The sequence below is a fragment of the Stenotrophomonas sp. CASM106 genome, assembly GCF_049384825.1.
Taxonomy (GTDB): domain Bacteria; phylum Pseudomonadota; class Gammaproteobacteria; order Xanthomonadales; family Xanthomonadaceae; genus Stenotrophomonas; species Stenotrophomonas muris.
In genome coordinates this window covers 543,091-569,074 of record NZ_JBMRFS010000003.1, presented here as the reverse complement: position 1 = coordinate 569,074, position 25,984 = coordinate 543,091, and the positions used below count along the sequence as shown (strand labels likewise).

General features: G+C 66.7%; 20 protein-coding genes, 7 tRNA genes and 1 pseudogene. 16 read left to right on the top strand and 12 right to left on the bottom strand.

All coding sequences use genetic code 11. The features are described 5' to 3' along the window. Positions 1–43: 43 nt before the first annotated feature. The 3 genes from VG556_RS10050 to VG556_RS10040 are packed head-to-tail and all read left to right on the top strand — an operon-like array spanning position 44 to position 4,008. Positions 44–2,515: a TonB-dependent receptor gene (locus tag VG556_RS10050; protein WP_100450262.1), complete on the top strand. Its 2,472-nt coding sequence runs from the start codon at positions 44–46 to the stop codon at positions 2,513–2,515. After that, complete coding sequence (locus VG556_RS10045) at positions 2,502–3,302, top strand: ChaN family lipoprotein (protein ID WP_049406195.1); 801 nt, start codon at positions 2,502–2,504, stop codon at positions 3,300–3,302. The genes VG556_RS10050 and VG556_RS10045 overlap by 14 nt, the downstream gene beginning before the upstream one ends. Beyond that, complete coding sequence (locus tag VG556_RS10040) at positions 3,295–4,008, top strand: energy transducer TonB family protein (protein WP_049406194.1); 714 nt, start codon at positions 3,295–3,297, stop codon at positions 4,006–4,008. The genes VG556_RS10045 and VG556_RS10040 overlap by 8 nt, the downstream gene beginning before the upstream one ends. On the opposite strand, the gene VG556_RS10035 is transcribed toward VG556_RS10040, so the two are convergent. The 8 genes from VG556_RS10035 to VG556_RS10000 form a co-directional block, all read right to left on the bottom strand. After that, complete coding sequence (locus tag VG556_RS10035; RefSeq protein ID WP_049406192.1) at positions 4,005–4,439, bottom strand: RidA family protein; 435 nt, start codon at positions 4,437–4,439, stop codon at positions 4,005–4,007. The genes VG556_RS10040 and VG556_RS10035 overlap by 4 nt on opposite strands. Positions 4,440–4,620: 181 nt before the next feature. Continuing rightward, positions 4,621–5,523 (bottom strand): cation diffusion facilitator family transporter, encoded by a 903-nt coding sequence (locus tag VG556_RS10030; protein WP_049406190.1) that lies wholly within the window; start codon positions 5,521–5,523, stop codon positions 4,621–4,623. A gap of 28 nt (positions 5,524–5,551) precedes the next feature. Continuing rightward, complete coding sequence (locus VG556_RS10025; RefSeq protein ID WP_049440967.1) at positions 5,552–7,840, bottom strand: Orn/Lys/Arg decarboxylase N-terminal domain-containing protein; 2,289 nt, start codon at positions 7,838–7,840, stop codon at positions 5,552–5,554. 20 nt (positions 7,841–7,860) lie between these two features. Further along, a complete protein-coding gene (adiC, locus tag VG556_RS10020) occupies positions 7,861–9,213 on the bottom strand; it encodes an arginine/agmatine antiporter (protein ID WP_049406187.1) in 1,353 nt (450 codons plus the stop codon). Between the two features lie 76 nt (positions 9,214–9,289). Then, on the bottom strand, positions 9,290–10,723 hold the full coding sequence (locus tag VG556_RS10015) for a DcaP family trimeric outer membrane transporter (RefSeq protein ID WP_049406184.1): 1,434 nt from the start codon (positions 10,721–10,723) through the stop codon (positions 9,290–9,292). Positions 10,724–11,248: 525 nt separating this feature from the next. After that, entirely contained in the window at positions 11,249–12,091 is an 843-nt protein-coding gene (gene dsbG, locus VG556_RS10010; RefSeq protein ID WP_032957294.1) for a thiol:disulfide interchange protein DsbG, read from the bottom strand. Positions 12,092–12,121: 30 nt separating this feature from the next. Next, on the bottom strand, positions 12,122–12,925 hold the full coding sequence (locus VG556_RS10005; protein WP_032957295.1) for a redoxin family protein: 804 nt from the start codon (positions 12,923–12,925) through the stop codon (positions 12,122–12,124). Between the two features lie 81 nt (positions 12,926–13,006). After that, the gene (locus VG556_RS10000) at positions 13,007–14,074 is read right to left on the bottom strand and encodes a GlxA family transcriptional regulator (RefSeq protein ID WP_032957296.1); all 1,068 of its coding nucleotides are present in this window, start codon (positions 14,072–14,074) and stop codon (positions 13,007–13,009) included. Positions 14,075–14,260: 186 nt separating this feature from the next. Between VG556_RS10000 and VG556_RS09995 the strand changes: the two genes are divergently transcribed. The 7 genes from VG556_RS09995 (at position 14,261) to VG556_RS09965 (ending at position 15,572) form a co-directional block, all read left to right on the top strand. Further along, positions 14,261–14,659 (top strand): heavy metal-responsive transcriptional regulator, encoded by a 399-nt coding sequence (locus VG556_RS09995; protein WP_032957298.1) that lies wholly within the window; start codon positions 14,261–14,263, stop codon positions 14,657–14,659. A gap of 78 nt (positions 14,660–14,737) precedes the next feature. Next, positions 14,738–14,813 (top strand) — tRNA-Ala (locus VG556_RS09990). Between the two features lie 54 nt (positions 14,814–14,867). Beyond that, positions 14,868–14,943 (top strand) — tRNA-Glu (locus tag VG556_RS09985). A gap of 184 nt (positions 14,944–15,127) precedes the next feature. Further along, positions 15,128–15,203: transfer RNA gene (locus tag VG556_RS09980), tRNA-Ala, on the top strand. 49 nt (positions 15,204–15,252) lie between these two features. Then, positions 15,253–15,328 (top strand) — tRNA-Glu (locus tag VG556_RS09975). A 45-nt stretch (positions 15,329–15,373) separates the two neighbouring features. Beyond that, positions 15,374–15,449, top strand: a tRNA-Ala gene (locus VG556_RS09970). Positions 15,450–15,496: 47 nt separating this feature from the next. Then, a tRNA-Glu gene (locus VG556_RS09965) sits at positions 15,497–15,572 on the top strand. A gap of 101 nt (positions 15,573–15,673) precedes the next feature. Here VG556_RS09965 and VG556_RS09960 read toward each other — a convergent pair. Continuing rightward, positions 15,674–16,090, bottom strand: a complete 417-nt coding sequence (locus VG556_RS09960) for a GNAT family N-acetyltransferase (protein ID WP_014647532.1) — start codon at positions 16,088–16,090, stop codon at positions 15,674–15,676. Positions 16,091–16,166: 76 nt separating this feature from the next. On the opposite strand from VG556_RS09960, the gene VG556_RS09955 reads away from it, so the two are divergent. Then, positions 16,167–17,123, top strand: a complete 957-nt coding sequence (locus VG556_RS09955) for an SOS response-associated peptidase family protein (RefSeq protein WP_049404942.1) — start codon at positions 16,167–16,169, stop codon at positions 17,121–17,123. 123 nt (positions 17,124–17,246) lie between these two features. Here the strand turns inward: VG556_RS09955 and VG556_RS09950 are convergent, their stop codons facing one another. Beyond that, a complete protein-coding gene (locus VG556_RS09950; protein WP_032957303.1) occupies positions 17,247–17,627 on the bottom strand; it encodes a response regulator in 381 nt (126 codons plus the stop codon). Between the two features lie 132 nt (positions 17,628–17,759). On the opposite strand from VG556_RS09950, the gene VG556_RS09945 reads away from it, so the two are divergent. Both VG556_RS09945 and VG556_RS09940 read left to right on the top strand, forming a co-directional pair. Next, positions 17,760–17,845, top strand: a tRNA-Leu gene (locus VG556_RS09945). Positions 17,846–18,150: 305 nt separating this feature from the next. Beyond that, positions 18,151–19,590 (top strand): GGDEF domain-containing protein, encoded by a 1,440-nt coding sequence (locus VG556_RS09940; RefSeq protein ID WP_100450263.1) that lies wholly within the window; start codon positions 18,151–18,153, stop codon positions 19,588–19,590. Here VG556_RS09940 and VG556_RS09935 read toward each other — a convergent pair. Next, complete coding sequence (locus VG556_RS09935) at positions 19,587–21,413, bottom strand: methyl-accepting chemotaxis protein (protein ID WP_100450264.1); 1,827 nt, start codon at positions 21,411–21,413, stop codon at positions 19,587–19,589. The genes VG556_RS09940 and VG556_RS09935 overlap by 4 nt on opposite strands. 580 nt (positions 21,414–21,993) lie before the next feature. Between VG556_RS09935 and VG556_RS09930 the strand changes: the two genes are divergently transcribed. The 3 genes and pseudogenes from VG556_RS09930 to VG556_RS09920 all read left to right on the top strand — a co-directional run bounded on the left by VG556_RS09930 (position 21,994) and on the right by VG556_RS09920 (position 23,600). After that, the gene (locus tag VG556_RS09930) at positions 21,994–23,082 is read left to right on the top strand and encodes a DUF5694 domain-containing protein (RefSeq protein WP_100450265.1); all 1,089 of its coding nucleotides are present in this window, start codon (positions 21,994–21,996) and stop codon (positions 23,080–23,082) included. 62 nt (positions 23,083–23,144) lie between these two features. Further along, positions 23,145–23,434: pseudogene (locus VG556_RS09925) on the top strand (putative quinol monooxygenase). Between the two features lie 19 nt (positions 23,435–23,453). Beyond that, the gene (locus VG556_RS09920; protein ID WP_154582529.1) at positions 23,454–23,600 is read left to right on the top strand and encodes a hypothetical protein; all 147 of its coding nucleotides are present in this window, start codon (positions 23,454–23,456) and stop codon (positions 23,598–23,600) included. 140 nt (positions 23,601–23,740) lie between these two features. Here VG556_RS09920 and VG556_RS09915 read toward each other — a convergent pair whose 3' ends face one another. Beyond that, positions 23,741–25,930, bottom strand: coding sequence for a PAS domain S-box protein (locus tag VG556_RS09915; protein ID WP_049404946.1), 2,190 nt, complete (start codon positions 25,928–25,930; stop codon positions 23,741–23,743). Positions 25,931–25,984: the final 54 nt, after the last annotated feature.

Sequence of the window (25,984 nt, the reverse complement as noted above, 5' to 3'; positions counted from 1 at the left end):
TACCCAGGATGACGACGCGCCGCGTCAGCCCCTGGAGCTCCCGATGCTGTTTCACCGTCCCCTTGTCCTCGCCCTGTCACTGGCCTGCGCCAGTCCGCTTCCGTTGTTACCTGCCAGCGCACACGCGCAGGCCGCCTCCCGTCACTTCGATCTTCCTGCGCAATCGCTGGCCAGCGCGCTGGATGCCTACAGCCGGCTGACCGGTGTCGATCTGGTGATCGGCGCGGCATTGCCAGGCGGCCAGACGGCGCCGGCACTACGCGGACGGTTCGACGACGCGCAGGCCCTGTCACGCCTGCTGGCCGGTAGCGGGCTGCGCCCCCGTTTCATCGACGCGCGCCGCGCCACCCTGGAACCGGCGCCGGCCGCCCCCTCCGATGGCAGCCGTCGAACCGGCCCGCTGCGCGTACAGGGCGATATCGCACACGGCCATTCCCCCGGTGCAGGCGCCAGCCAGTATGTCCCGGCGGCCCGCGATGGCTTTGCGCCCGCCGTCGGCAGCGAGCGCGTGGCGATGGCCGAACGCCAGGACGGCAACAGCCTGCTGCGTTCGATGCCCGGCACCCACAGTTTCCACTCGCGCAGCCAGCCCGGCCTGCAGGTCAACATCCGCGGCATGACCGGCGCCGGGCGGGTCAACACCATGATCGATGGTGTCACCCAGACCTTCCGCAACAACGCGGGCCATGGCTCCGGTGGTCCGTTCGCCTACGTCGACCCATTCCTGCTGGCCGGTGTGGACGTGCAACGCGGTGCGGTCGCCGGTGGTGATGGTGCCGGCACGCTGGCCGGCAGTGCCAATTTCCGCACGCTGGACATCGACGACCTGCTTGGCGAAGGTCGTGACTGGGGCCTGCGCGCGGGTTACCGCCATGGCAACAACGGCTACGGCAATGGCCGTACCTTTGCCGGTGCCTGGCGCCACAGCGAGGATGGCGGCGACCGCCAGTTCGGCCTGCTGGCCGCTGCCAGCAGCAGCCGCAGCGGCGAATACGCCACCGCGCGCGGGCAGAAGAACACCGCCGATCCGGGCAGCCAGCAGCCCAGCAGCTGGCTGTTGAAAGCACGCCTGCAGCCCAGTGACCAGCATCGGCTGGACCTGAGCCACATGCGCTACGAAAACGACTTTTACCACAACTACCCGTGGCAGATTTCCGCACGCAACCAGCGCGCCAGCTACCACTACACGCCCTACACGCCGTGGATCGACCTGCGCGCGACCTTCGCCGGCAACAAGACCCGGCTGTTCTATCCGCCCGTGGAGGATTCCAGCTACATCGGTCGCCGCACCCACAGCAGCCTGAGCAGCTGGACGCTCGACAACACCAGCCGCTTCGACATCGGTGCACTGCAGGCACGCTGGAACACCGGCATCAAGCACCAGTCGGACGTCTACGTGGCCGACACCCCCATCCTGCGCGGCGCCAACCCGCAGGGCCGCAGCCAGCTGGACAGCGTGTTCAGCACGCTGGAACTGCAGTACGACATCTACGCGCTGACTGCAGGCCTGCGCCAGGATCGCTATGGCATCCGCGGCCACGTCCCGGTGTGCTCGGATGTGCCCGGCCAGTGCGCCGAGATCAACGGCGGCGGCATCGACGTGCGCCGTACCCAGCGCGCACTCAGCCCCAGCCTGGCGGTCTCGTGGCAGGCCACCGACTGGCTGCAACTGTTCGCCGAAGCCTCGCGTACTTCCCGCCCGCCGCGCGTGCAGGAGATGTTCTTCGAGAAGATCCCGCTGGAAGGCATGAGCGATGCCGATGGCGTGGGTGCCAACCCGTTCCTGCGCCGAGAGCGCTCGCGCAACCTGCAGTTCGGCGCCAACCTCAGCGCCTCCTCGCTGCTGACCGACGGTGACCTGGCGCAGCTGCGCGTCACCCGCTTCGACAACCGCATCCGCGACTACATCAAGCCGCAGTACCTGCTGATCGTGCACCCGCCGGAGGTGGGGCCTTTCGTGGTACCGATCGACAGCGATCAGCAGCTCACTGCCTGGACCGATGCGCTGGACGTGGACGACTTCAGCACCACTACGCGCTGGATGAACCACCCCGGCGTGGTGCGCATGCGCGGTATCGAGCTGGAAGCGCACTACGCCAGCGCGCACTACCACGCCACGCTGAGCTGGACCCGCTCGCGCACCAGTGCGCCTGCCATCGAATTCGTCAACCTGGAAGACATCACCGCCCTGCCCGACCGCTTCTGGACGTTGGATGTCGGCGGCCGCTGGTGGCAGCAGCGCGTGCAGGCCGGCCTGCGCGCCGAATACTCCGGGCCCACCGAAGAAGGCTACGACTTCTTCCAGACCCGCAGGACCGGCGGTACCGGTGTACTGCTCGACTTCTACGCCAGCTTCAAGCCCCAGCCCAACACCACGCTGTGGCTGAACATCGAAAACCTGCAGAACAAGGCCTATGACAACAATGCCTCGATCGACAGCATCTTCAGCCCGACCCTGGACCGCGGCAACGGCCGTGGCCGCACCGTCTCGATGGGCGTCAATGTGGCGTTCTAGCCGCCGCTGGCTGCCGCTGTGCCTGCTCGCACTGGCCGCAACGGCCAGCGCGCAGCCTATGCCCGGCACGGTGATCGACCTGGCCAGCGGGCAGCGCCTGGACGAAGCCGCGTTCGTGAAGCGTGCAGCGAACGCCCCGCGGCTGCTGCTGGGCGAACGCCACGACCTGGCCGGTGACCACGCCGCCCAGCGCTGGCTGCTGCACGCGCTGCAACGGCAGCGTCCACAAGGCGCGCTGGTGATGGAGATGATCGCCAGTGAACGCCAACCGCGCCTGCAGCGGGTGCAGCGCTGGCTGGCCAAGGGCAACCATGCCGATGGTGCGCGCCTGCAGGCGCTGCTGGGCTGGGATACACGCTGGCCGTGGGCCACCTATGGCGGGCTGGTACAGGACGCCACCGCCGCCGGCATCCCCCTGTTCGGCGGCAACCTGTCGCGTGCCGAGGTCAATGCGTTGCTTGCCTCCAACACGTCGGTGCGGTTTCCGATGCCCACCGCCCGGCAACGCCTGTCAGCCGTGGTGCTGGCCCAGCACGCAGACGCCGCACCGATGCTGGAAGGGATGCTGGCCGTGCAACAGGCCCGCGACACCCGCATGGCACAGGCACTGACCGCAGCCCCTGCACCCGCGCTGCTGGTGGCCGGCCGCTGGCATGTACTGCGCGGCACCGGCGTGCCGGGCTACCTGCCATCGGAGGTACCGGCACTGGTGATCGCGCTTGCGTCACCCGACGAAGGCGTCGATGCGGTCGACGCCGATCTGCTGTGGGTGCCGGGCGATGAGTGAACGCGGCCAACACTGGCAGGCGATTGCCATCAGCATCGGCCTGCACCTGTTGCCCTTGCTGCTGTTGGTGCACTGGATGGCCGCGCCACCGTTGCTGCCGCCGCCTGAGCAGGATGTGCGCATCAGCCTGCGCCTGCTGGCACCGGCTACGCCTCCCCAGCCGGTCGAAGAGCGCCTGGCCGACACCCCCAGCCAGGCGCAGCAGGCGCGCGCGTCGCAACCGGCGAAGTCGCCCCCTCCGCCAAAGCCCACCGCCGCGCGCGAGGGCGAGGTGGCCGCCAGCGAGCTCGGTGGCCCTGGCCGGCAAGCCCTGCCGGTCGCCCCGCCTGCGGCCGTGACCGATGCCAGTCCCGCACCGGCATCGATCACGGCCGCGCCGCCCGCTCCCGACGCACCACCGGCGGACTTCCAGGCCGGCGCCGCCAGCGACCAGTGGGAAGCCCGCCTGATGGCGCGCCTGGAGCGTTATCGCTACTACCCCGCCGTCGCGCGCTCGCGCCGGCAGCAGGGAACGACCTGGGTCAGGGCCAGCATCGATCGCGAGGGACGCCTGCAGGCCCTGCGGCTGGAGCAGTCCAGCGGCCAACCGATGCTCGACGACGCCGCACTGCAGACGTTCCGCCGCGCGCAGCCGCTGCCGCCCATTCCCATGGAAATGAAGGCACCGCAGGAACTGGTGGTGCCGGTGGAGTACTACCTGCGCTAGGCGGCGTAGGCCTCCGCCTCGATCTCGAACAGCATGCCGTCCAGCGCCAGCCGTGGCACAGGAATCAGGGTGCAGGTCGGCGCTGCGCCGTTCGGCCAACGCCGCCGTACCTGCCGGGCGATGATGCCCAGCCGGTCCTCGTCGTGGTCGACCACCAGGATGCGCAACCGCGCGACATCGGCCAGGCTGGCCTGCGCCGAACGCAATGCGATCTGCAGGTTGTCCAGTGCCTGCTCGACCTGTTCCCCGAAGCCGGGGGAGAGATGACCATCGGCATCCTCACCGCCCTGCCCGGCGATATGGATCACCCGGGCGGGAAGGCGCACCACCGCCACGTGCGAGTAGCCGTTGGCCGAGGGATCGTAAAGCCCCGCAGGATTGAACAGTTCCAGCAGGCCGTGGCCCAGGTCCGGGGTGGTCAGCAGGTTCATGCCGCATGCCTCATGGGGAATGCGAGGCAGTCTGCGACCTCAACCAGAGTTGAGGTCAAACCGATCCGCTGCAACAGTCCGGTCCGCCATGCGCAACGATCGTGCCCACGTGTAGAGCCGAGCCCACGCTCGGCTGATCAGCGCGGCAGCCGAGCATGGGCTCGGCTCTACCGTTCCCGGCTCACGTCCACGCCGGATCCGCCGTGAAATCGATGGTCAACCAGAAAGTACTGGCCCGCGCATCCAGCCGCACCGCGATCTCATCGCGCATCGCATCGACTTCGCCTACCGACCCCAGCGGCGTGATCGGGTCAGCCAATACATGGATCTCGATGAAGCGCATCCGCCCCATCTTCGCCACATGGCTGGTGAAACCGGCATAGCCACGCTCGGCCACGAACGCCTGCATCACCTGCTGCACGCGCCGGTCCAGAACATCCGGCGCCACCTGCAGCACTTCGCGCATGGCCTTCCACGCGCTGCGCGCCGGCACCGGCAGCATCGCCAGGCTGATCAATGCCAGCACGATCGAATCCAGGTACGGCACCCAATGGTGCCACTCACCACCGTGCAGGACCAGCGCCAACACGAAGGCCAGCACCACTGCCAGGCTCATCAACCCGCCCAGCAGCCAGCCACGCACATCCAGCCATAACAGCGCCGAGCGCAGATGCCGCGCCCGCTGCGCAACGAACGCCGCCATCGCCAGGTTGCTGGCACTCAGCAGCACCGCCCACCACAGCGCGGGCCCGAATTTCACTTCGTGCCCGCCCGTGGTCAGGCCGATCACCGCGTTGGCCAGCGCATACACGCAGGCCAGCGACAGGATCACACCACCCAGCGCTTCGACCATCGGCTCCAGATGCCAGTAGCCGTACTGGAAGCGCGGGCTTTGTTCCCGCGCCACCAGCCGCAGCACCGACAACGACACCAGGGTCAGGGCGACGTCGACCAGGCTGTACACGCCGTCGAACAGGATGGCCTGCGATCCCACCAGCAGGCCACCGCCGAAGCCGACCGCGCTCACCGCAAGGGTGACCCCGATCGAGAACGTCAGGATGCGTTGCTCGCGCGCGGTATCCATCGTTCGCCGATGAGCCGACCGTTACGGGTCAGGCCTTCAGCACCTCCACCTTGTACGAGACCGCATCACCCTCCTGCTCGATGATGAGCCCGTGCACGTCCGATTCGAAGCCCGGGAAACGGGCGTTCTGCTCGCGGGCGATGCGCAGCGACTGGATGATCGGCTCGTCGCTGTCGCCGAAGCGCTCGCCCGGCATGATGGTCGGGATGCCCGGCGGGTACGGCACCAGCATGGTCGCCGCGATGCGGCCACTGATCTGCTCGATGTCGACCCGCTCGATCTCGCCCTTGACCAGGTGGTTGTAGGCATCGGCCGGGGTCATCACCGGCGTCGGCAGGTCCACGTACATCTCGCGCATCACCTTGGCCACGGCAAATTCCTGGTTGAACGCATGCAGCGCGTCGCACAGGTCACGCAGGCCCCAGCCGGCGTAGGCATTCGGATAATCGGCGGCCAGCGTCGGCAGTGCCTGGCTCAGCGGCGCATTGCGGTCGTACAGTTCCTTGAACGCCATCAGCTCGGTGACCAGGGTGCTCCACTTGCCCTTGGTGATGCCCATCGAGAACAGGAACAGCACCGAGTACAGGTTGGTCTTTTCCACGGTGATGCCGCGGCCCCACAGGAACTTGCTCAGCACCGCCGCCGGGATGCCCAGCCTGCCCATGCTGCCGTCCATTGCCAGGCCCGGGGTCAGCAGGGTCACCTTGATCGGATCGATCAACACATAGTCGTCAACCAGGTTCTCGAAGCCGTGCCAGTGCGCGTCCGGCCGCAGGTACCACTCCTCGCGCTTGGCCACCAGCGGTGCCGGCGTATCGCCCTTGTCCAGGCTGCGCTCGACCTGGGTTGGCTGCCACACGCTGAACCACCAGTCGTCGCGACCGAGATCATCGCGGACGTGCAGCATCGCGCGGCGGAAGGCAATTGCCTCGTCATGCATTTCCTGCACCAGCGAGCGCCCGGCATCGCCTTCCATCATCTTCGAGGCCACGTCACAGGCGGCAATCACGCCGTAGTGCGGGCTGGTCGAGGTGTGCATCATGAACGACTCATTGAAGCGCTCGGCATCAAGGTTGCGTTGCGCCGAGTTGCGGACGTGGATCATCGACGCCTGCGAGAACGCAGCCAGCAGCTTGTGGGTGGAATGCGTGGTGAAAATGATCGCATCCTGCTCACGCGGCTTGCCCTTGGCCATGCCGTAGTGGTTCTCGTAGAACGGGTGGAACGCGGCGTAGGCGTACCAGGCTTCGTCGAAATGCAGGAAATCAACTGCGCTGCCGATCTCGTCGGCGATCTTCTCGGCGTTGTAGCACAGGCCGTCATAGGTCGAGTTGGTGACCACCGCGATGCGCGGCTTGGAGCCGGCCTTGTAGGCCTGGCTGGCCAGCGGATTGGCGGCGATGCGCTGCTGCAGCGACTCCGGCGTGAACTGGTCCAGGCTGATCGGGCCGATGATCCCGTGCGCATTGCGGCTGGGCGTGAAGTACACCGGCACCGCACCCGTCATGATCAGCGCGTGCAGCAGCGACTTGTGGCAGTTGCGGTCAACGAACACCACGTCGCCGCGGGCCACCGTGCCATGCCAGACGATCTTGTTGGCGGTGGAGGTGCCATTGGTGACGAAGAAGGTGTGGTCGGCACCGAAGTTGCGTGCCGCCTCGTTCTCGGCATCCTTGATCGGGCCGGTGTGATCGAGCAGCGAGCCCAGCTCCGGCACCGAGATCGACAGATCGCTGCGCAGGGTGTTCTCGCCGTAGAACTGATGGAATGCGCGGCCGACCGGCGACTTGGTGAACGCCACGCCGCCGGCATGGCCCGGCGTATGCCAGGAATAGTTCGACTCGGCCGCATGATGGATCAGCGCCTTGAAGAACGGCGGCAGCAGGTTCTTCATGTAGTCTTCGGCCGCGCGCATCACCTGCCGCGAGATGAAGCTCTTGGTGTCTTCGAACAGGAAGATGAAGCCGTGGATGTACTTGAGCAGCTTGCTCGGCACCTTCTCGATGGTGCGGCGCTCGCCGTACAGGAACACCGGCAGATTGGCACGGCGCGCGCTCTGCTCGCGCAGGAAGGCGGTCAGGCGCTGGAACTCGCCATCCACCTCTTCGCTGCCATCGATGGAGATCAGCACGGCCGAGGCCGCCACGTAGGTGCGGGCACCGGCCCGGGCGTCATCCAGGTTCAGCCCGCACAGCACGCGCTGGTCGTTGCTGCGCAGCTCTTCCACCAGCGCACGGATCAGGATGCCACCGATGCGCGGCGACTCGTAGTCGTTGTCGATGACAATGACCGGGTAGTCCAGGGACTTGAAGTACACGTTGATTCTCCTTGTCGAACTCAGGATTGCCGGGCGCCGGCGCTGATCGCCGAGGCCTCGCGGGCGCGCTGCCGCTGCTGGCGGCGCTCCTCGCTGAAGAAGGGATAGAACACGGTGATGAACAGCACGAACAGGAAGGCGTACTGCACGATGGTCCCCGAGGAGCCGTAGATCGCCCACAGGCAGTACACGACGGTCAGGCTGGTCAGCGTCCAGAACGCACCGGTGTGGACCAGGGTGTGCGAACGCTCGACCACGAAGTAGCACGCCACGCACGAGTAGATGTAGGGCAGCAGGGTCAGCACCACGGCCGCCGACGTGATCACGTCGAACTGGGCCGACGCGGTTTCCGAGGTGGAGGTCACCAGCACCGCCAGGGTCATCAGCACCGCCACGATCAGCACGCCCTTGACCGGCACGTCGTCCTTGTTGGTCTTGCTGAAGATGCTCGGGAACAGGCCGTCATCCGACGCTGCCTTGGCACTCTGCGCGGTCAGCAGGATCCAGCCACCCAGCGAGCCGGCGGCACCGATGAAGGCGCACAGGCTGACCAGCGCGCCGCCCCAGCCACCGACCGCCTTGGCCGCCGCCAGCGCGAACGGTGCGTCGGACACCTGCAGTTCCGCGTTCGGCACCATGCCCATGATCACCGACGAACTGGCGATGTAGGCGATGGCAGCCAGGAACACGCCGGCCAGCGTCGCGCGGGCGACGTTCTTCTCCGGATTTTCGACCACACCGGCAGTCACCGATGCAGACTCGACGCCGATGAAGGCCCACAGGGTCAGTGCCGCAGCGCTCGAGATCGCACCGAAGTTCGACTCGCCAGACACGTTGTAGGCGCCCTTGAAGATGTCGGCATCGAAGAAGAACCAGCCGAAAATGGCGATGCCCAGGATCGGCACCAACGCAAAGCTGGTGGTGACCGTCTGCACGCGGCTGACGAAGGCCGGACCGATCACGTTGGCAAAGCTCAGTGCCCACACCAGCACCAGCACCGCGATGCAACGCACCAGCGGCTCGGACAGGATCGGGAAGAAATAGCTGAAATAGCCCACCGCCGCGATCGGAATGGCGACGTTGCCGATCCAGTTGGCGAACCAGTAGATGGTGTTGGTCTGGAAGCCCATGTACGGCCCGAACCAGTCGCGCGCGTAGGCATAGGGACCGCCCGCCTTGGGTGCGAGCTTGCCCAGCTTGGCGAACACGAAGGCCAGCAGCAGCGCACCGGCGGTGGTGATCAGCCAGCCCCAGATCGAGGCGGTACCGATCTTGGCCAGGCTGGACGGCAACAGGAACACGCCTGAGCCCATCATGTTGCCGGCGACGAGGAAGGTGGCTCCGACCACCCCGATTTTCTTTGCTTCTGCCATGACGATCTCCGGTACTGGCATGAGCCCGGCAGCACCGGGCGTGGGGACGGTTACGCTGGCGTACGACCGCTGGCGTCTATTTGATGAAGTTGTATTGCAGGCTGCCCTGCACCCGGACCGTGTCGCCGCGTGCGCCGCCCTGCTGTTCCAGCCGGCCGTACAGCAGCTCCATGCCCATCGTCCAGGACGGCGCCGGGCTCCAGATCAGGTTGAACACGCCGTAGCGGCTCTGCCGGAATGCATCAGCGGCGAGTGCGGCGTTGCGCTCCAGGGTCAGCTGGCCAAAGATCAGGTTGGAGCGCCACAGCGCGGACCAGTAATGGGTGTAGCCGACGAAACCGCCGTGCAGGTCCAACGCGGCGAGGCGGCCATCGGCACCGACCACCGCGTCCAGTCCGGAACCGGTCAGATCGGCGGTGTAGCGACTGAGGCCGCGCCCGCCGAGTACGCCGAACAGCAGCAGGTCGCGCTCGCCCACTGACGCCGAGCCGCTCAGCTGCAGGCCACCGGCCATGCGCCGGTCGCGCTCGCCATCGCCGTCGTAGGCCAGGCTGCGTGCCACCGCGCCCAACTGCAGGTGGCCCCAGTCGCGCTCCAGGCGCGCGGTCACGGTCACATCGGGCAGGCGGTTGACTGCCGTGCGAGCATCGCTGGCGCCGGCGAGTTCAGTCTTCGGGTCTTCAGCGGCGACGGTCAGGGTGTTGCCCTTGCCTATCGCAAAGCTGTGGTGGATGCCCGCCACCAGCAGGTATCCTGCACCGCCAGGCCCTGCGAAATCCAGTGTGTCCGGCAGGCTGTCCGGGTCCATGAAGCTGGAGTAGCCATAGCCGGCATAGGTGTTGCCAAGCTGCCCATAGGCGTGTCGCAGGCGGAACTCATACCCCTCACTGCTGCCGAAGAAATCGTTCTCCAGGTAGAAACGCAGGTTGCCGTGCGTGGTCGGGCGCCGCGCCTCGAAGCTGAAGCGGGTCTGCTTGGCATGGATGTTGAAATTGGAGACATCGCGATGGCTGCCACCCACCGGCATCGACGACGGAATGAACTGATCTTCGTCACCGGCCGCACGCGAATCGGCAATCGCATCCAGCTTGGCGTAGCCGCCGATGCGGATCACCGTATCGGTGCCGGGAATGGCGAAGAAGCCTTTCAGATCGGGGTCGGTCGGACCGGCTGCACTGTCGGGACGCGACGCCGCCGTTGAGGGATCGGCCACCGATTCGCGCTGCGGCAGCACCGGTTGCGCCACGCCCGGCACCTGGGTCGGGTGCAGCATGCTGGCGCTGCCGCCCGCCGTTGCTGCCAGGGTCGGGGCCTGCGCCACGGCGGCAGGCGCTGAGCCCTCGCGCTGCTCAAGCCGATCCAGGCGCTGCTGCATGCCTTCCAATGCCTGGCGCATGGCAGCGATTTCCTGCCGCAACGCCTGCGCATCTTCCTGGCCATGCTGCTGCGCATACGCTGGCGCGATCGCCAGTGCGGTCGAACAGGCCAGACTCAGTACCGCCAAGCGCATTGCATCCTCCCTGGACAAACATTCGCAGCGCGCTGGCCGGATACAGGCGCACAGTGCCCTGGCCTCGCGTCGCCGTTGCTGGAAATGCGGATACTGCGTTGACGACACCGGCCAGCCTGCATCCGGCAGGCAACAGGACGATGACACTGCCCTGCCCGCACCGGTGTCGAGCCCATCAAGGCCGCGCTGCCAGAGAGGTGGCGACCGCAGCGGTCTGGGTAACAATCGGGGAGTGAGAGTGTCGTGAATGGCTGTGCCGACCGCCCTGGTTCAAGGCATGTCTGGCGCGGCATCCATGGCACGTTGACGCTGTATTCCATGCGTCAACAGGCTAATCCGCCTGTCGTTTTTGACCTTGATTGGAATCAAGGCGCGATGCTTGATGTCAGTCACGATTCAGATGTGACGACGAACAGCTGCTGCGCAGCCCTGCTGCCCTCTCCGCCCGCCGCAGGAGCGCCGAAATGCAACAGGCCCGCATGCTGCCATGCGGGCCTGTCGGTTACATCACGACGTTGGCGGCGATCAGCGCGGACCCAGCACCGTCTGCAGGTCGGCGCCCTGCGGCAGGCCCGCGCGACGCTGCACCTGCCCCTGTGCATCCTGGAACAGGATGCCCGGCGTGCCCTGGAAGCCCATCTCGATCATCAGGACCTGGTTGGCATCAAGCTTGCCTGCGATCTCGCGGCTGATGCTCGGTAGCGCCTTGATGCCGCCACGGTCGAACTGGTGCTCATTCTCCAGCAGCGCCGCGCTCGGATCACGCGCGGCGAGGATGGCGGCGGCCTTGGCCGGGCTGTCCTCGCGGATCACGCCAACCATGATGTGGCGCAACTGCACCTTGCCGGCGTCAACCCACGGACGCGCCGCTTCCCAGAACTTGTGGCAGTACGGGCAGTTGGCATCGCTGAAGGTATAGACCACACGCGGTGCATCGGCCTTGCCGTCACGCACCCAGGCGCTGGCTTCCAGCTTGGTCCACATCTTGGCCGACATCGGTGCAGCGACCAGCTTCTCCACCGCCTCGGCGGCCACATCGTTGCCTTCGGCATCGAACAGGCTGCCCACCAGCACATGCTTGCCGTCGGCGGTCACGTACGCGGCGGCGGGCTGCTGCCCCCCCACCACGCCGGCGAAGCCACGCAGGCCACCCGGTGCATCAAACTCGGCAACGACTTCGAAGCCGTGCTTCTCGATGCCTTTCAGCACTGCGGGACGGTCGCCCTTTGCCGCGGTGGCCGGAGCGCCGGCGGCCGGCGCTGCCGCCGTCTTGCCCGGCGGGGTCTGGGCCTGGCTGCAGGCGGCCAATGCCAGCATGACCGGCAGCAACAGCACCGCCGGAGCGATGCGCAGGGAAGTCGACAACATGGGAACTCCGTAATGAGATGCCCGCGCAGGCTACCGCAGCCGGCGCAGTTTGTGTTCAAGACCCGCCGCCGTCAGTTCGCCAAGGTGCAGTTCACGCAGGCGACCTTCGGCGTCGAAGAACAGCGTCGACGGATAGGCCTGCACACCCAGCACGGTTGACGCCGAGGCGGTATCGTCCAGCAGTACATTGCCCAGCCGGAGCTGTTCGGATGCAATGAAACCCTTCACTTCGTCCAGGGTTTCCCCCTGGTTGAGGAACACGAACTGCACGTCGGTGTGGGTCTGCTGTGCGGATGCCAGCACCGGCATCTCGCGCCGGCAGGGCCCACACCAGCTGGCCCAGAGATTCAGCACCAGTGGCTTGCCCCGGAACTGCTGCAGGTCGATCACGCGCCCCTGCAGATCGGCCACCTGCACCGCCGGCAGCGGCATCCGCTGCTCCTGCCAGGCTGACAGCAGGTGGCTGCCCACCACCCACGACACCACGCCCACCAGTGCGCCCGCCAGCACCGGCGCACGCAACGCGCGCCAGAGCCGCAGCCGCCAGGTGCCCCACGCCAGGCCCGCAGCCAGCACGACTGCAAGGTGATACCCACCGTCGGCGATCTGCAGGATGCTCCACGGGGCCTCACGGTAAAGCGCGAAGTTCAAGGCGACGAAGCTGATGCGTCCGCACAGCAGGCCGATCAGCAACATGTCCAGAACCAGGCTGGCCGCGGAAGGCACTGCCATCCCGTCTTTCCGACGCGGCCACAGGCGTGCTACCGCCATGGCCAGCAGCACGCACATCAGGATCAACACCACCGGCATCGGCACCGGTCCCACACTCGACATCAGCCCACCTGCCCCATCATCCGTTACCTGCATGGTCGAAGCGTCGCGCCCAGGTTGCAAGCGCGACGCCTACTGCAGGCATCAGGCCACGCTGCGCGGCATCTGCATGCCGGGCGCCGGTTGCAGCCCGCGCAGGCTGCCTGCCACCGATGACAACAGCGGCCGCTCGCGCCGCTTGTTGTTGACCAGCCGGCGATAGTTGGCCGGCGTCATTCCAACAATGCGCAGGAACAGGCGACGGAATGCGCTCTGGTCGGCATAGCCCACGCCCCAGGCCACTTCATCGATGCCCGCCCCCTGCTGCAACAGCGTCTGCGCCTTGGCGATACGCAACCGCTGGCAATACTCGATCGGGCGCAGGCCGGTGGCCTTCAGGAAGCGCCGCTGCAGGGTTCGCGGCTCCAGCCCGGAAATCTCACAGATCGCACCGAGCGTGGCGCCGCGCGCAGCGGTGGTATGCAGCCAGCGTTGCGCCTTCAGTACGTCGCGATCGCCGTGGGCGAAGTTGGCACTGAAACGCTCGAGATCCTGCTGGATCGCCGCCGGAACCGTGATCCCCAGCTGCTGCGCCACGGAACTCGCCACGCCCTGGCCGTGCAGCCGGTACAGCAGGCGCAGGGCGAGGAAGCGCCAGGCCTGGGAACCGGCCACCGTCAGCAGGTCGCCGTCATCGACCAGCGCGCGCTCGCTGGGTACCCAGCTGGCCGACTGCCCCTGCAGGCCCGGATGGCGCCCGAGGTCCGGACCACTGACGGTGCGCCCAGCCAGCAGACCGGCGCGTGCCAGCATGCTGACACCGTCGCTGGCGGCAGCCAGCAGACTGCCACCGTCGTAATGCGCGCGCAGCCAATCCAGCAGCACCTCATCGGCGCGCAGGCAGACGCCCTGGCTGATCTGGCCAGGCACGGCGATCACGGCGGGGATGTCCGCCTCGAGCATCTCCGCGCCGGCAATGCGATGCACGCCGGTCTGGCTGGCCGGCACGATCCAGCGGGTCACCAGGACACGCTTGAACGGACGGCGCTGCTGCTGGGCAAGCCGGTTGGCGACATGTGCCATCTCGGTCAGCACGGAGGCGGCCGACGGGTCGCCTCCCGGGTATTCGACCACCGCGACCTCGACGAATCCTTCGTTCCTGAATCCTTCCACAGACCATCTCCTCGGTTCGTTGCAGGCCGTCCAGCGGCCGGTTCAGGCGCAGGGTAGGAACTGCCACGACGGTGGGGCTATGAAGAAAGTTGCAAAGTGCGCTGAATGCGCCGTCAGCGACGGGACCTTGACCCTGGACCAGACTCAAGGCTTCACAATGAGCGGCAGCATCCGCAGGAATCCGCCATGAACATTGGTCAACTGGCACGCCAGGCCGGCGTGCCGATCGATACGGTGCGCTACTACGAACGCCAGCAGTTGCTGCCCACGGCGGCACGCTCGGCCGGGGGCTACCGCATCTTCGGTGAGCAGGACCTGCGCCGGCTGCGCTTCATCCGCCGCGCCAAGACGCTGGGCTTCAGCCTGGAAGAAATCGCCGAACTGCTGGCGCTCAGTGACCGCCACTCACAGGACATGGGCAGTGTGCGCGACACGGCGCAGGCCCGACTGCAGGACATTGCACAACGCATGGCCGAACTGCAGCGCATGCACACCGCGCTTTCTCAGCTGGTCGACGCCTGCCCCGGCCACGGCACGCTGGATCAGTGCCCGATCCTGGCGGCGCTGACCGACGACGCGGCATAACAACGCGCGTGAAGAAAAGTGCAACAAATGCTTGCCAACCCCCGGGGGCAAGGCTATTATTTCGCTCCTCAGCGACGTGGGGCCATAGCTCAGCTGGGAGAGCGCCTGCATGGCATGCAGGAGGTCAGCGGTTCGATCCCGCTTGGCTCCACCAATCTTTCGGCATTAGGCCGTCGAAAGGTCGCTAAAGAACATTGATGAGAATTGCGTCCCCATCGTCTAGAGGCCTAGGACATCACCCTTTCACGGTGGCGACCGGGGTTCGAATCCCCGTGGGGACGCCACTCATCACGAACAACGAGGACCCGGCCGATAACCGGGTCTTTTTTGTTCACCGCCTACCGGCATTCAGGTTGTGGCGTTGCGGTTCCCCTGCCCTCGTGGCGACGGTCGAACCGGAACGAAAAAAGTTCAAAAAAAACTTCCACAAACGTGAACACGCAGGTATGATAGGCGGCTCGGTAACACGGGGCCATAGCTCAGCTGGGAGAGCGCCTGCATGGCATGCAGGAGGTCAGCGGTTCGATCCCGCTTGGCTCCACCACTTTCGACATTAGGCCGTCGAAGGTTCTACAACTTGAAGTTTTTCGTGCGTCCCCATCGTCTAGAGGCCTAGGACATCACCCTTTCACGGTGGCGACCGGGGTTCGAATCCCCGTGGGGACGCCAGTTTCAAAACGGGCTCTGCTCCCGGCAGATCATCCGGAGTTTCATGGGGCCATAGCTCAGCTGGGAGAGCGCCTGCATGGCATGCAGGAGGTCAGCGGTTCGATCCCGCTTGGCTCCACCACTTCGACATTAGGCCGTCGAAGGATCTACAACTTGAAGTTTTCGTGCGTCCCCATCGTCTAGAGGCCTAGGACATCACCCTTTCACGGTGGCGACCGGGGTTCGAATCCCCGTGGGGACGCCAATTCTTGAAAACCCCGACTCCGGTCGGGGTTTTTCTTTGCCTGTGATTCCTGGGAAGGCCCTATCCACGCATGGCGTGGATGGCTTCACCCCGATTACGGCTCAGAACCGCCGATACATCCCGATCGATGCCGGTGCCGTGGGCGCGAAACCAAACTGTGCGTACAACCGATGCGCCTCGCCATCGGCCAGCAGGCTGACGTACGCCGATGGCGGCAGGTTGGCCTGCATCCAGCCATCCAGGCGCCGCATCACTTCCTTGCCCAGGCCCTGCCCCTGCAACCGCGGCAGCACCGCGATATCACAGACCTGCAGGTGGCAGCCGCCATCGCCGACGATACGGCCCATCGCCACCAGCTCAGTGCCCTGGTAGGCACATACGCCGAACAGCGTATTGGGCAGCGCGCGGGCGGCCGCTTCCCGGGCCTTGGCACTGAGGCCTGCAAGCACGCGCAATCGGCAGTAGTCCTCGACCGTGGGCACGGCTTCGCGGAACTGGCAGGTGATGGAATCAGTCATGCGGCATCTCCAGATGGGTCGGGCTATCCTGCCGCATCCACGTCGCAGCCGCTGCGACCCAGGCCCCCAGAGTCCCATGTGCTATTCCGCCCTGATCCGCGCTGACTACGCCAAGCTGGTACGCGAGTTCGGCGCCATCCTGTCGCTGGAGGAGTTCGCCGAACTGTACGCACACGATCCAGGCAAGAAGCGGCCGAAGACGCCGAAGGCGATGGATGACGGGTTCGCCGGTGCGCGTACCGAACAGGGCCGGGACATCGTGGCGAAGATCCAGCAATGGCATGCGCAGGAGCAGCAGGCGCTGGAGGCTGAACTGGTCCGGCAGCGCGAACGACGCGATATTGCCCATGCCACGCTGGCCACCCGGCCCACGCAGAAAGCGCGCAATGACCTGCGCGTGGCCGGCAACCGCATCGAGCGCGCGCAGGCCCGGCTGGACGACCTGCATCGGGTGCAGCTGCTGCCGCGCGACAACCGCATTTTCCCCGGCACCTACGCACCGGTGATGGTCAGCGAGAACGGCCGGCGCGTGATCAAGCCGATGCGCTACCAGTGCCGGTTGCCGGACAAGCCGGCGCGCAACGACGTGCTGTACCCCGGCACCTACAACGCGCGGCGCGACAGCCTGGAAGGTTACTGGCGGGGTGCGTTCGGACTGCGCCACGGCGTGGTGGTGGTGCAGGCTTTCTACGAGCACGTGCCCCGCCACGCCATCGCCGGCCGCAGCCTCGGTGCCGACGAAAAGGAGCAGGACGTGGTGCTCGAATTCCGCCCCGATCCACCCCGCGACCTGCTGCTGGCCTGCCTCTGGGCGGAATGGGAAGGACCGGAAGGCCGCCTGCTTTCGTTTGCCACGATCACCGACACACCGCCCAGCGACGTCGCCGCTGCCGGGCATGACCGCGGCGTGGTACCGATCCGCAGGGAACACCTGGACGCCTGGCTCAACCCCGAACCGGATGATCTGGCGCGCCAGTACCGCATCCTCGATGACCGCGAGGAAATCCGTTACGTGTACGAGGAAGCGGGCTGAGCGCCGGACGCGAATGAAAAACCGCGCGTGGGCAGGGCTCCTGGATCAGGGGTTGCCGCCGCGCATCGCAGACGTGAGGATTCAGCCCCCGCAGCTTCCCCCTGCCGGTGCGTGGCGAGCGGCTCAGGCCTTGGCGCTGGAGCGTCCCACCGCACGCGCCAGCGCCCGCGACAGATCGGCCGACAGGTACGGCTTGACCAGCAACAGGCCGGCCAGCATCGGCGCAGGCAGCTGCTCGGCCAGCATCCCGGTGGCCAGCACGAACGGAATGCCACGCGCCGAAAGCGCTGCAGCCACTGGTTCACTGGTCTCGTTGCGGGCCAGCCGGTAATCCAGCAGGGCCACGTCAGGAGTGCTCTGCTCCAGCAGCCGCAGGGCCTCGGACACACTCGCGGCAAGCCCGACCACAGTCGCACCGGCATGCACCAGCTGCATCTGCAGCAGGGCCGCACTCATCTCGTCGTTCTCGACCACCAGCACCCTCAGGTCCTGCAACACTGTCATCAGCTACCGCTCCTGGAGGCAATTGCACGTCGGGAGTATAGCTACCAAGGGGCCAATGCCGACAGGAACCGCCCTGATAGGCTCTCCTACTAGGCATCTCCTGCCGACCTCGGTTACACTCGCATGCTGCCTGCCGGTGTGGCGGAATGGTATACGCAGCTGACTCAAAATCAGCCGGGGGTGACCCCATGAAGGTTCGAGTCCTTTCACCGGCACCACTGCATCAAAGGCCAGGTCCATGACCTGGCCTTTTGCATTTCCCGGACCGGAGCGCCGGCACTGGCGAGGATGCCCCAGCATGCCCCTCCCACGCTCGCCGACATACTGCGCGCCCATCGCCACGTGCGGGGGCAGCCCCGCGACTTCTGGACGTACGCCCACGGCAACGCCGTCGTGTCACCCCGATGAAACGAAAATGTGACAGCCGACAAGGTTGCGAATAGCACTAGCGCACACTTTTCTTGCCAGCCTCACCTACTTCTGCCTATCGTGATCCCAGCCGGATCTGGGGGCGGGGGAATGCATGACGTTGCGTGCGGCACTGTTTTTCATGGTCACGCACGCGCTCGTCATTGCCTTGATCGGCCCGCAGGACCCGGTTGGCTCCTACCTGATGCTGATCACCGCCCCCCTTCTGGCCGCTCTGGCCTGCGTGCGACGCGCGCGCGACAGCCAGGCGGCCTGCAAGTGGCGAACGCTGGGCGCTGCCGTCGGCCTGTTCTCGCTGGCCCTGCTGGCCCTGCTGTATCGCAATGTGGCCGGCCTCAGCCCTGCGCAGATGACCGCCTCGTCGCTGATCCTGTATGTGTTCTACCGGATTCCGCTGACCTACGTTGCCGCCAGCCCAGGCGGCGGCAACCGCTGTATCCGTGCGGTGGACCTGGCGGTCATCGCGCTGCTGTGGGTGCTGTACTTCGTGCATACGCGGGCGGTGGCACACCTCAACACCGCATTGTGGACGCAATGCCTGCATACCCTGAGCAACGTGCAGAACAGCCTGGTGTTCTGCTTCGCGCTGATCCGCTTCCTGGCCGAGGACAATGCCGACCGCCGCGACTTCTTCCGCACGTTGACGATCTACGCGCTGGGCTACTTCCTGATGGCGCTCTACATCAATACCTGGCAGCCGCAGGTACCCGATGGTGGCTGGGGCGACCTGCTGATCAGCGGGCTGTTCGTGCTGCTGGCAGTGCTGGCCGGCAGCACGTACCGCCCACCGGCGGTGGCTGTGCCGCGCAACCTCCGCCGCATCGTCGATGCCGGTGTGCCGCTGATGCTGCCGTTGCTGCTGATGATGGTGGCGCTGCTGGTGGCACGCCTGCAGCCGACCCTGGCCACCGTGGGGTTCATCGGTGCCATGCTCGGCTATGCCCTGCGCAGCGTGCTCACCCAGGTGCAGATCCAGCGTGAGCGCGACGAGCTGGCGCTGCTGGCCCGGCGCGATCCGTTGACCGGGCTCGGCAACCGGCGCAACTTCGATGAAGCGCTCGGCAGCGCGCACGGCCGCGCCCGTCGCCAGGGCGTGGGGCTGGCGGTGCTGATGATCGATATCGACCACTTCAAGCGACTCAACGACACCTACGGGCATCCGGAAGGTGATCGCCGCCTGCAGGCGGTCGCCGCGATCCTCGACGGCTGCCTGCAACGCGGTGATGACCTGCTGGCCCGCTACGGCGGCGAGGAGTTCATCGCCGCCCTGCCCGCGCCCGACATCGGCCACGCCCTGGGCCTGGGCGAGCGCCTGCGCGCCGCCGTGGAAGCCGCCGCCCTGCCCGCCGCCCAGGCCCACGTGACCATCAGCATCGGCGTGGCCTGGCAGGCCGCGCATGATGAGGGTGACCCGCGCAGCCTGGTCGAGCGTGCCGACCAGGCCCTGTACCGGGCCAAGCATGCCGGCCGCAACTGCGTGCACGCCGCCCCGGCCGTCGAGGCCGGGGAACAACACGCCGACCGCCGCGCCTAGACCGCGCGCAGCACCGCCGCACCATGCAGGTGCCCCGCCCCACCCTGCACGCGGAAGCTGGCCACCGTCTGCAGCAGCTGCGCCGACTGTTCTTCCATGCTGCGCGCCGCGGCCGAAGCTTCCTCGACCAGCGCGGCGTTCTGCTGGGTGCCCTGGTCGATCAGATCGACGGCATGGTTCATCTGCTGGATGTCGTCGCTCTGCTGCTGCGCGGCCGTGCTGATCTCGGACATCAGGTCGCTGACCCGGCGCACGTTGACCACAATCTCGTCCATGGTGCGGCCGGCGCTCTCAACCTGCGCGGTACCGGCACCGACATTGGCCACCGACGCATCGATCAGCTGCTTGATCTCCTTGGCGGCACTGGCCGAGCGCTGCGACAGTTCCCGGATCTCGGTGGCGACCACGGCGAAGCCACGCCCGTGTTCGCCCGCACGCGCGGCTTCCACCGCGGCGTTCAGGGCAAGGATGTTGGTCTGGAAGGCGATGCCGTCGATCACGCCGATGATGTCGACGATGCGGCGCGAGGACGCGTTGATCACCGCCATGGTTTCCACCACTTCGTGCACTACGTTACCGCCGCGCGCGGCGACATCGGCGGCACCACCGGCCAGCTGACTGGCCTGCCGTGCGTTGGTCGCGGTGCGCTGCACGGTCTCGGCCAGGCCCTTCATCGACACCGCGGTCTCCTCCAGCGACGCTGCCTGCTGCTCGGTGCGCTGCGACAGATCGCTGTTGCCCTGCGCGATCTCGGTGGCGCCGACGGCGATGGTGTCAGCGGCGAACTTGATCTGGCCGATGATCGCGGCCATCGCCTCGACCAGCGAATTCACCCCTTCGCACAGCTCGGCGATCGGCCCGTTCTTGTCGGCGGTGGCCACGCGCCGGGTCAGGTCGCCCTCCTTGGCGGCCGCCACCACTTCACGGGTCTGCGCCACGGCACGCTGCATGGCCTGGTTCTCATGCACCTGCGCGGTGATGTCGGTGGCGTACTTGACCACCTTGAACGGCTTCCCGTTGAGGTCCAGGATCGGGTTGTAGGACGCCTGGATCCAGACCTCGCGTCCGCCCTTGCCGAGGCGCCGGTACTGGCCGGCATCATATTCGCCACGGCCGAGCTTTTCCCAGAACTGCCGATACTCGGCACTGCTGCGATACTCAGGTTCGACGAACAGCGAGTGGTGCTGGCCACGCACATCATCCAGGCTGTAACCGGTGGCAGCCAGGAAGTTGTCGTTGGCCGACAGGATGCGGCCATCCATGCTGAACTCGATCACCGCCTGCGACTTGTCGATCGCCGCCAGCTGGCCGGCCGAGTCGGCCGCCTGCAGCTTCTGCGCAGTGATGTCAGTGGCGAACTTGACCACCTTGTACGGACGCCCCTGCCGGTCCAGCACCGGGTTGTACGAGGCCTGGATCCAGATCTCGCGCTGGTTCTTGCCAAAACGCCGGTACTGGCCCGCGTCATATTCGCCACGACCCAGCCGCGCCCAGAGGTCACGGTATCCGGCGCTGCGCGCCTGCTCGGGGTCGACGAACAGGGAATGATGCTTGCCCTGGATCTCCTCCAGCCGGTAACCCATCGCCTGCAGGAAGTTCTCGTTGGCCTGCAGGATGGTGCCATCGAGGGCGAACTCGATGACCGCCTGGACCCGGTGCAGCGCCGCGACCTGCGCCTCCAGCTCGGCACGGCCATCGGCCGCCGCCTCGACGCCGCTGCGGTGCTGCGGTGCCAGCGCGCCCAGCAGGGCGCGCCACGGCGACCAACGGGTATGCAGCTCGGCCGGCGCCTGCGCGCCCGCCGTAAAGCCTGGAATGAGCATTGTCTGATCCTCGGTGTCCGGTAAGCGGTTGCGACCCGACGGGCGGGATGCCCGGCGGCAACTTCAGTTGCTTGGGACTACAGGTACCGGCAGGCACCCCTCGAGCGGCTGGCAAGAACGTCTGGTGCGGGTGCGATCGGCATAAGGAGCGGCGGAACACACAGCGCGGGCCGCCCGTCGGGGGCAGCCTGGGGTCCTGCAGCGGGCGACTTGAGCGGGATCCAGAGGGAATATCGGCGATGCGATCGGTGGCTTTAGCCGGATTCCGCGACGTCCGTCGCATCTTCAGATGCTCCTGCAGGGATGCGGTAGACAATCGCGATGCACTTCACATTCTGCTCACGCGAGACAGGGGCACCGCCGAGCGGTTTCGCCAGGCGCCGGCTGGGCAGGTTCTGCTCGGCACCGGGTGTCGTCAGGGCATATGTCGCGCGTTGTCGCCGTCACTGGGCATAGCCTTGCCCGGCACGCGGATGCAGTTCAAGCGGAAAAGGTTTGCATGACCAACGGGAGATCCGGTGGTAGATGAAACTGGCCAGCATGCAGCGAACCGCAGGACGCTCACTGACACGGAGATCGCATGTTCCCACGCCTGGCCAGTTTCCTCATCCTGGGCCTGTGCAGCAGCGGCGCCTTCGCTGCCGACGCCACCTACCGCCCCAGCTTCCATCCCGACCAGCTGAAGGGCCCGCCTGCCGGGCGCCCGAACGAAGTGCTGGTACTGGGCACCACCCACTTGTCCGGCCTGCCCAAGTCCTTCCAGCCCGCCTTGCTTGAACCGTTGCTGCAGCGACTGGTCGCCTGGAAGCCCGAGCTGATCGCCACCGAAGACCTGTCAGGCCTGCAGTGCGATTTCATGCGTCGCTACCCGGCACGCTATGCGGAGAGCGTGGCCACCTACTGCTTCGACACCACCGCTGCGCAGGCTGCGACCGGACTGGACGTGCCTACGGCGAACACCCAGGCCGAGCACCTGCTTGCGACCTGGCCGGACGAGCCGACGCCCGCCCAGCGTCGTCGGCTCGCAGCATTGTTCCTGGCAGCGGGTGAACGCGGCTCGGCGCAGGTGCAGTGGCTGCGCCTGCCTGCGTCCGAGCGCAAAGGCGGTGATGGACTGACACCTGCCCTGGTCGAGATCCTCGAAAAAGGCCTGGTTCGCCGCAATGAAACCCACCTGATCGCCGCCGAGGTCGCCGCCCGCCTCGGGCAGGAACGCCTGTGGGCCGTGGACGACCACACGGCCGATTCGCCCACGCCCGCCGAGGATGAAGCGGCGGCCAGCGCGGCCATCACCGGTGCCTGGAACAATACGCACTCGCGCGCGCGGCGGGAGGCCGATGAACGCCTCGTGGCCGGTCTGGACAAGCCCGGCGGCGTCATGGCGCTGTATCGGGACTACAACAGCCCGGCGGCGGCGATGGCCGCCTACCAGAGCGACTTCGGCGCGACGCTCGTCGAGCCGTCCTCCAAGGCGTTCGGCCGGATGTACGTCGGTTACTGGGAAACCCGCAACCTGCGCATGGTCGCCAACATCCGCGACGTGCTGAGCCAGCATCCTGGCAGACGCATGCTGGCCATCGTGGGTGCCTCGCACAAGGGCTACTACGAGGCCTACCTCAATCAGATGCATGACGTGCGGCTGGTCAGTGCGGACACGGTATTGCGTTGACGGGAACAGGTGCCGGCCATGCGCCGGCGCTATCCTGCAAGGCCCGATTCGCAAGTGCCGACATGCTGAAAGTGATCGCCGAGGATTTCATCCATCCCGATGCGGTGGACACCGTGCTTCCCCTGTACCGGGAGCTGGTCGCGTGCACGCTGCGCGAGCCGCGCTGCCTCGGCTATGAACTGTTCGTCGACCAGAAGGATCCGGCCACTTCATCTTCATCGAGCTGTGGCCCGACCGCGCCGCGCTCGACCTGCACTGTGCCAGCGAACACTTCCAGCGCCTTGTGCCACAGATCAATGCCTTCCAGTGTGCGCCGTGCCGGTTCCTGCTGATGGATGCCGTACGGGTGTAGTGCCTGCAGCGGGATGCACATGATCGCTGCGGCCATGCCGCCACAGCAACAGGCAGGCCGCAACCGTGCAGGACAGGCTCAGGACCAGCAGCGCGACCGCACCTTGCTGCAACACGGGCAACAACGCCCGTGCGTGCAGGTCGCCGCGCAGCTGTTCGGCGCGTAGACAGGCGGCCAGCGCCACGCACCAGCCGATCAGGGCCGGAATGAACTTGCGTACCGCAACCGGGTTCCAGGCATTCATGGAGGTTACCTGCGTGAGTGGAGTGCGCGCAGTATTCGCGCGCGTCCTCTCACAGGCTGAGATCAGTCCTCCGCGGCGTCGGGATCGTCACCCGGAAGCTGGGACAACTCGCCCTGCACCTGCACGTTGTTGCGCCCCATCGCCTTGGCCCGGTAGCACTGGGCATCGGCCGCAGCCACCGCCTGGTCCACGCTCATGCCGCCGGCCAGCGGCGCGATACCGATGCTGGCACCGATCCGCAGCCGGTCCTGGTCCCACGGAATGGACAGCGCGGCCAGGGTGTGCAGCAGCTCGCCCCCGATGCGGGCCGCACGCCGCGGCGTGCAACCGGACAGGATGACCGCGAATTCATCACCGCCCAACCGCGCCACCACGTCCGAATCGCGCACGCCATGGCGCAGCACGCTGGCCACCGCCCATAGCACGGCATCGCCGGCCAGATGGCCCCAGGTGTCGTTGACCGGCTTGAAGCGGTCCAGATCGATGTACATCAGCGAGGCAGCCTGGCCGGTGCGCTCCACGCGGGTGATCGCCTGCTGCAGGTGTACCTCGAAACCGCGGCGGTTGCTCAGTTCGGTGAGCGGATCGATCTCGGCCAGGTGGCGGGCTTCGCGCTGGCGTGCCCGCTGCTGGGTGTCGTCGCGCAGCACCCACACCGCGCCGCGCACGTGGCCTTCGTCATCGCGCAGCCAGGCGCGGGTCAGGTCCACCGGCACCGTTGCCGTGCCCAGGCGCAGCAGCAGGTCGGCGTGCAGGTCCACCGCGTTGCTCTCCGGGTCCAGCAGCACCGTCACATCCAGTACCGAACCGGGCGCGTACTCGGTGGTCAGCGCCAGCACGTCCTGAACCTTGTGCCCGGCCAGCGACAATGCGCCATCACCGGCCAGGGTGCGCACCGCAGCCGCGTTGGCGTAGTCGATGCGGCCATCAAGGCTGACGCTGAGCACCAGGTCGGCCACCGCATCCAGCGTGATTCGGCTGCGTTGTTCACTCTCGAACAGGCGCTGCTCGCTGCTGCGCTGGGCGGTGATGTCCTGGATCTGCGACACGAAATGCAGCGGTTCGCCATGCTCGTTGCGCACCAGCGACACCGACAGCCGCGCCCAGATGATGCGGCCGTCGCGGTCGAGGTAGCGCTTTTCCAGGTGATAGTGGCTGCGTCGCCCGGCCAACAGGTCCTGTACCAGGGCCAGGTCGGTCTGCAGGTCATCGGGATGGGTCAGGCGCTGGAAATCGACCTGCAGCAGCTCTTCTCGCGGGTAGCCCAGTATCCGGCACAGCGCGTCGTTGACATCCAGCCAGCGTCCTTCCAGCGACACCAGTGCCATGCCCAGTGCGGCGGAGGTGAACGCGCCAGCGAACTTCTCTGCCGACAGTCGTGCTTCGGCGCGTGCCTGCAGGATCTCGGTAATGTCGATGGCCATGCCGACGTAGCCGATGCGCGTTCCATCGGCACTCTCCATGCGGCTGATCGACAGGCGTACCTGGCGTGACTGGCCATCCTTGCGCAGCAGCGTCCACTGCCGCGAGTAGGTCTGCCCGTCGGCACGCGCGCTCAGCGCCTCGAACACGCCGGGAAGATTGCCATCAGCATCAGCCAGCGGCTGCAACCACGCTTTCAGTTCGGCTGGATCGTGGAAGGCGTCGAGCCGGCGCTGGCCGACCACCTCCGCCGCGCTGTAGCCCAGCAGGCGCTCCGCCCCCGTGTTGAACAGGGTGATGGTGCCATCGGTATCGGTGGCGATCACCGCCACCTCATCGGACGCATCGACCACGGCCTGCAGGCGTTGCCGGGTCTCGGCCGCGTCCTGCCTTGCCTGCTGCAGCTCGGTGACATCGGCATGGGCACCGGCCATCCACAGCGGCTTGCCGTGCCCGTCCCATTCAAAGACCCGGCCACGGTCCTGGATCCAGATCCACTGGCCGTTCCTGTGGCGCATGCGCAGCAGGCAGGCGTAGTTGTCGCTGCGCCCTTCGAAATGATCGTCCAGCGCTGCATCGGACAGCGCAATGTCATCGGGATGGACCAGCTTCAGGAACGTCTTCTGGCAGATCGGTTCCAGCTCATCCAGGCGATAACCGACAATCTCGGCCCAGCGCGCATTGACCCGCATCTCGCCGGTCTGCACGTTCCATTCCCAGGTACCCGCAGCGGTACCGTCGATGATCATCGCCAGCCGGCGACGCTCTTCCGCCAACGCCTGCAGGCGGCGCTCCAGCAGTCCATTGCCGTGGGTGCCCTGGCCCGGCATCACTCCGGTCCCCTGCCGGCACGGGCAGGCGCCGACCGCAGCGGAGCGCTGCGG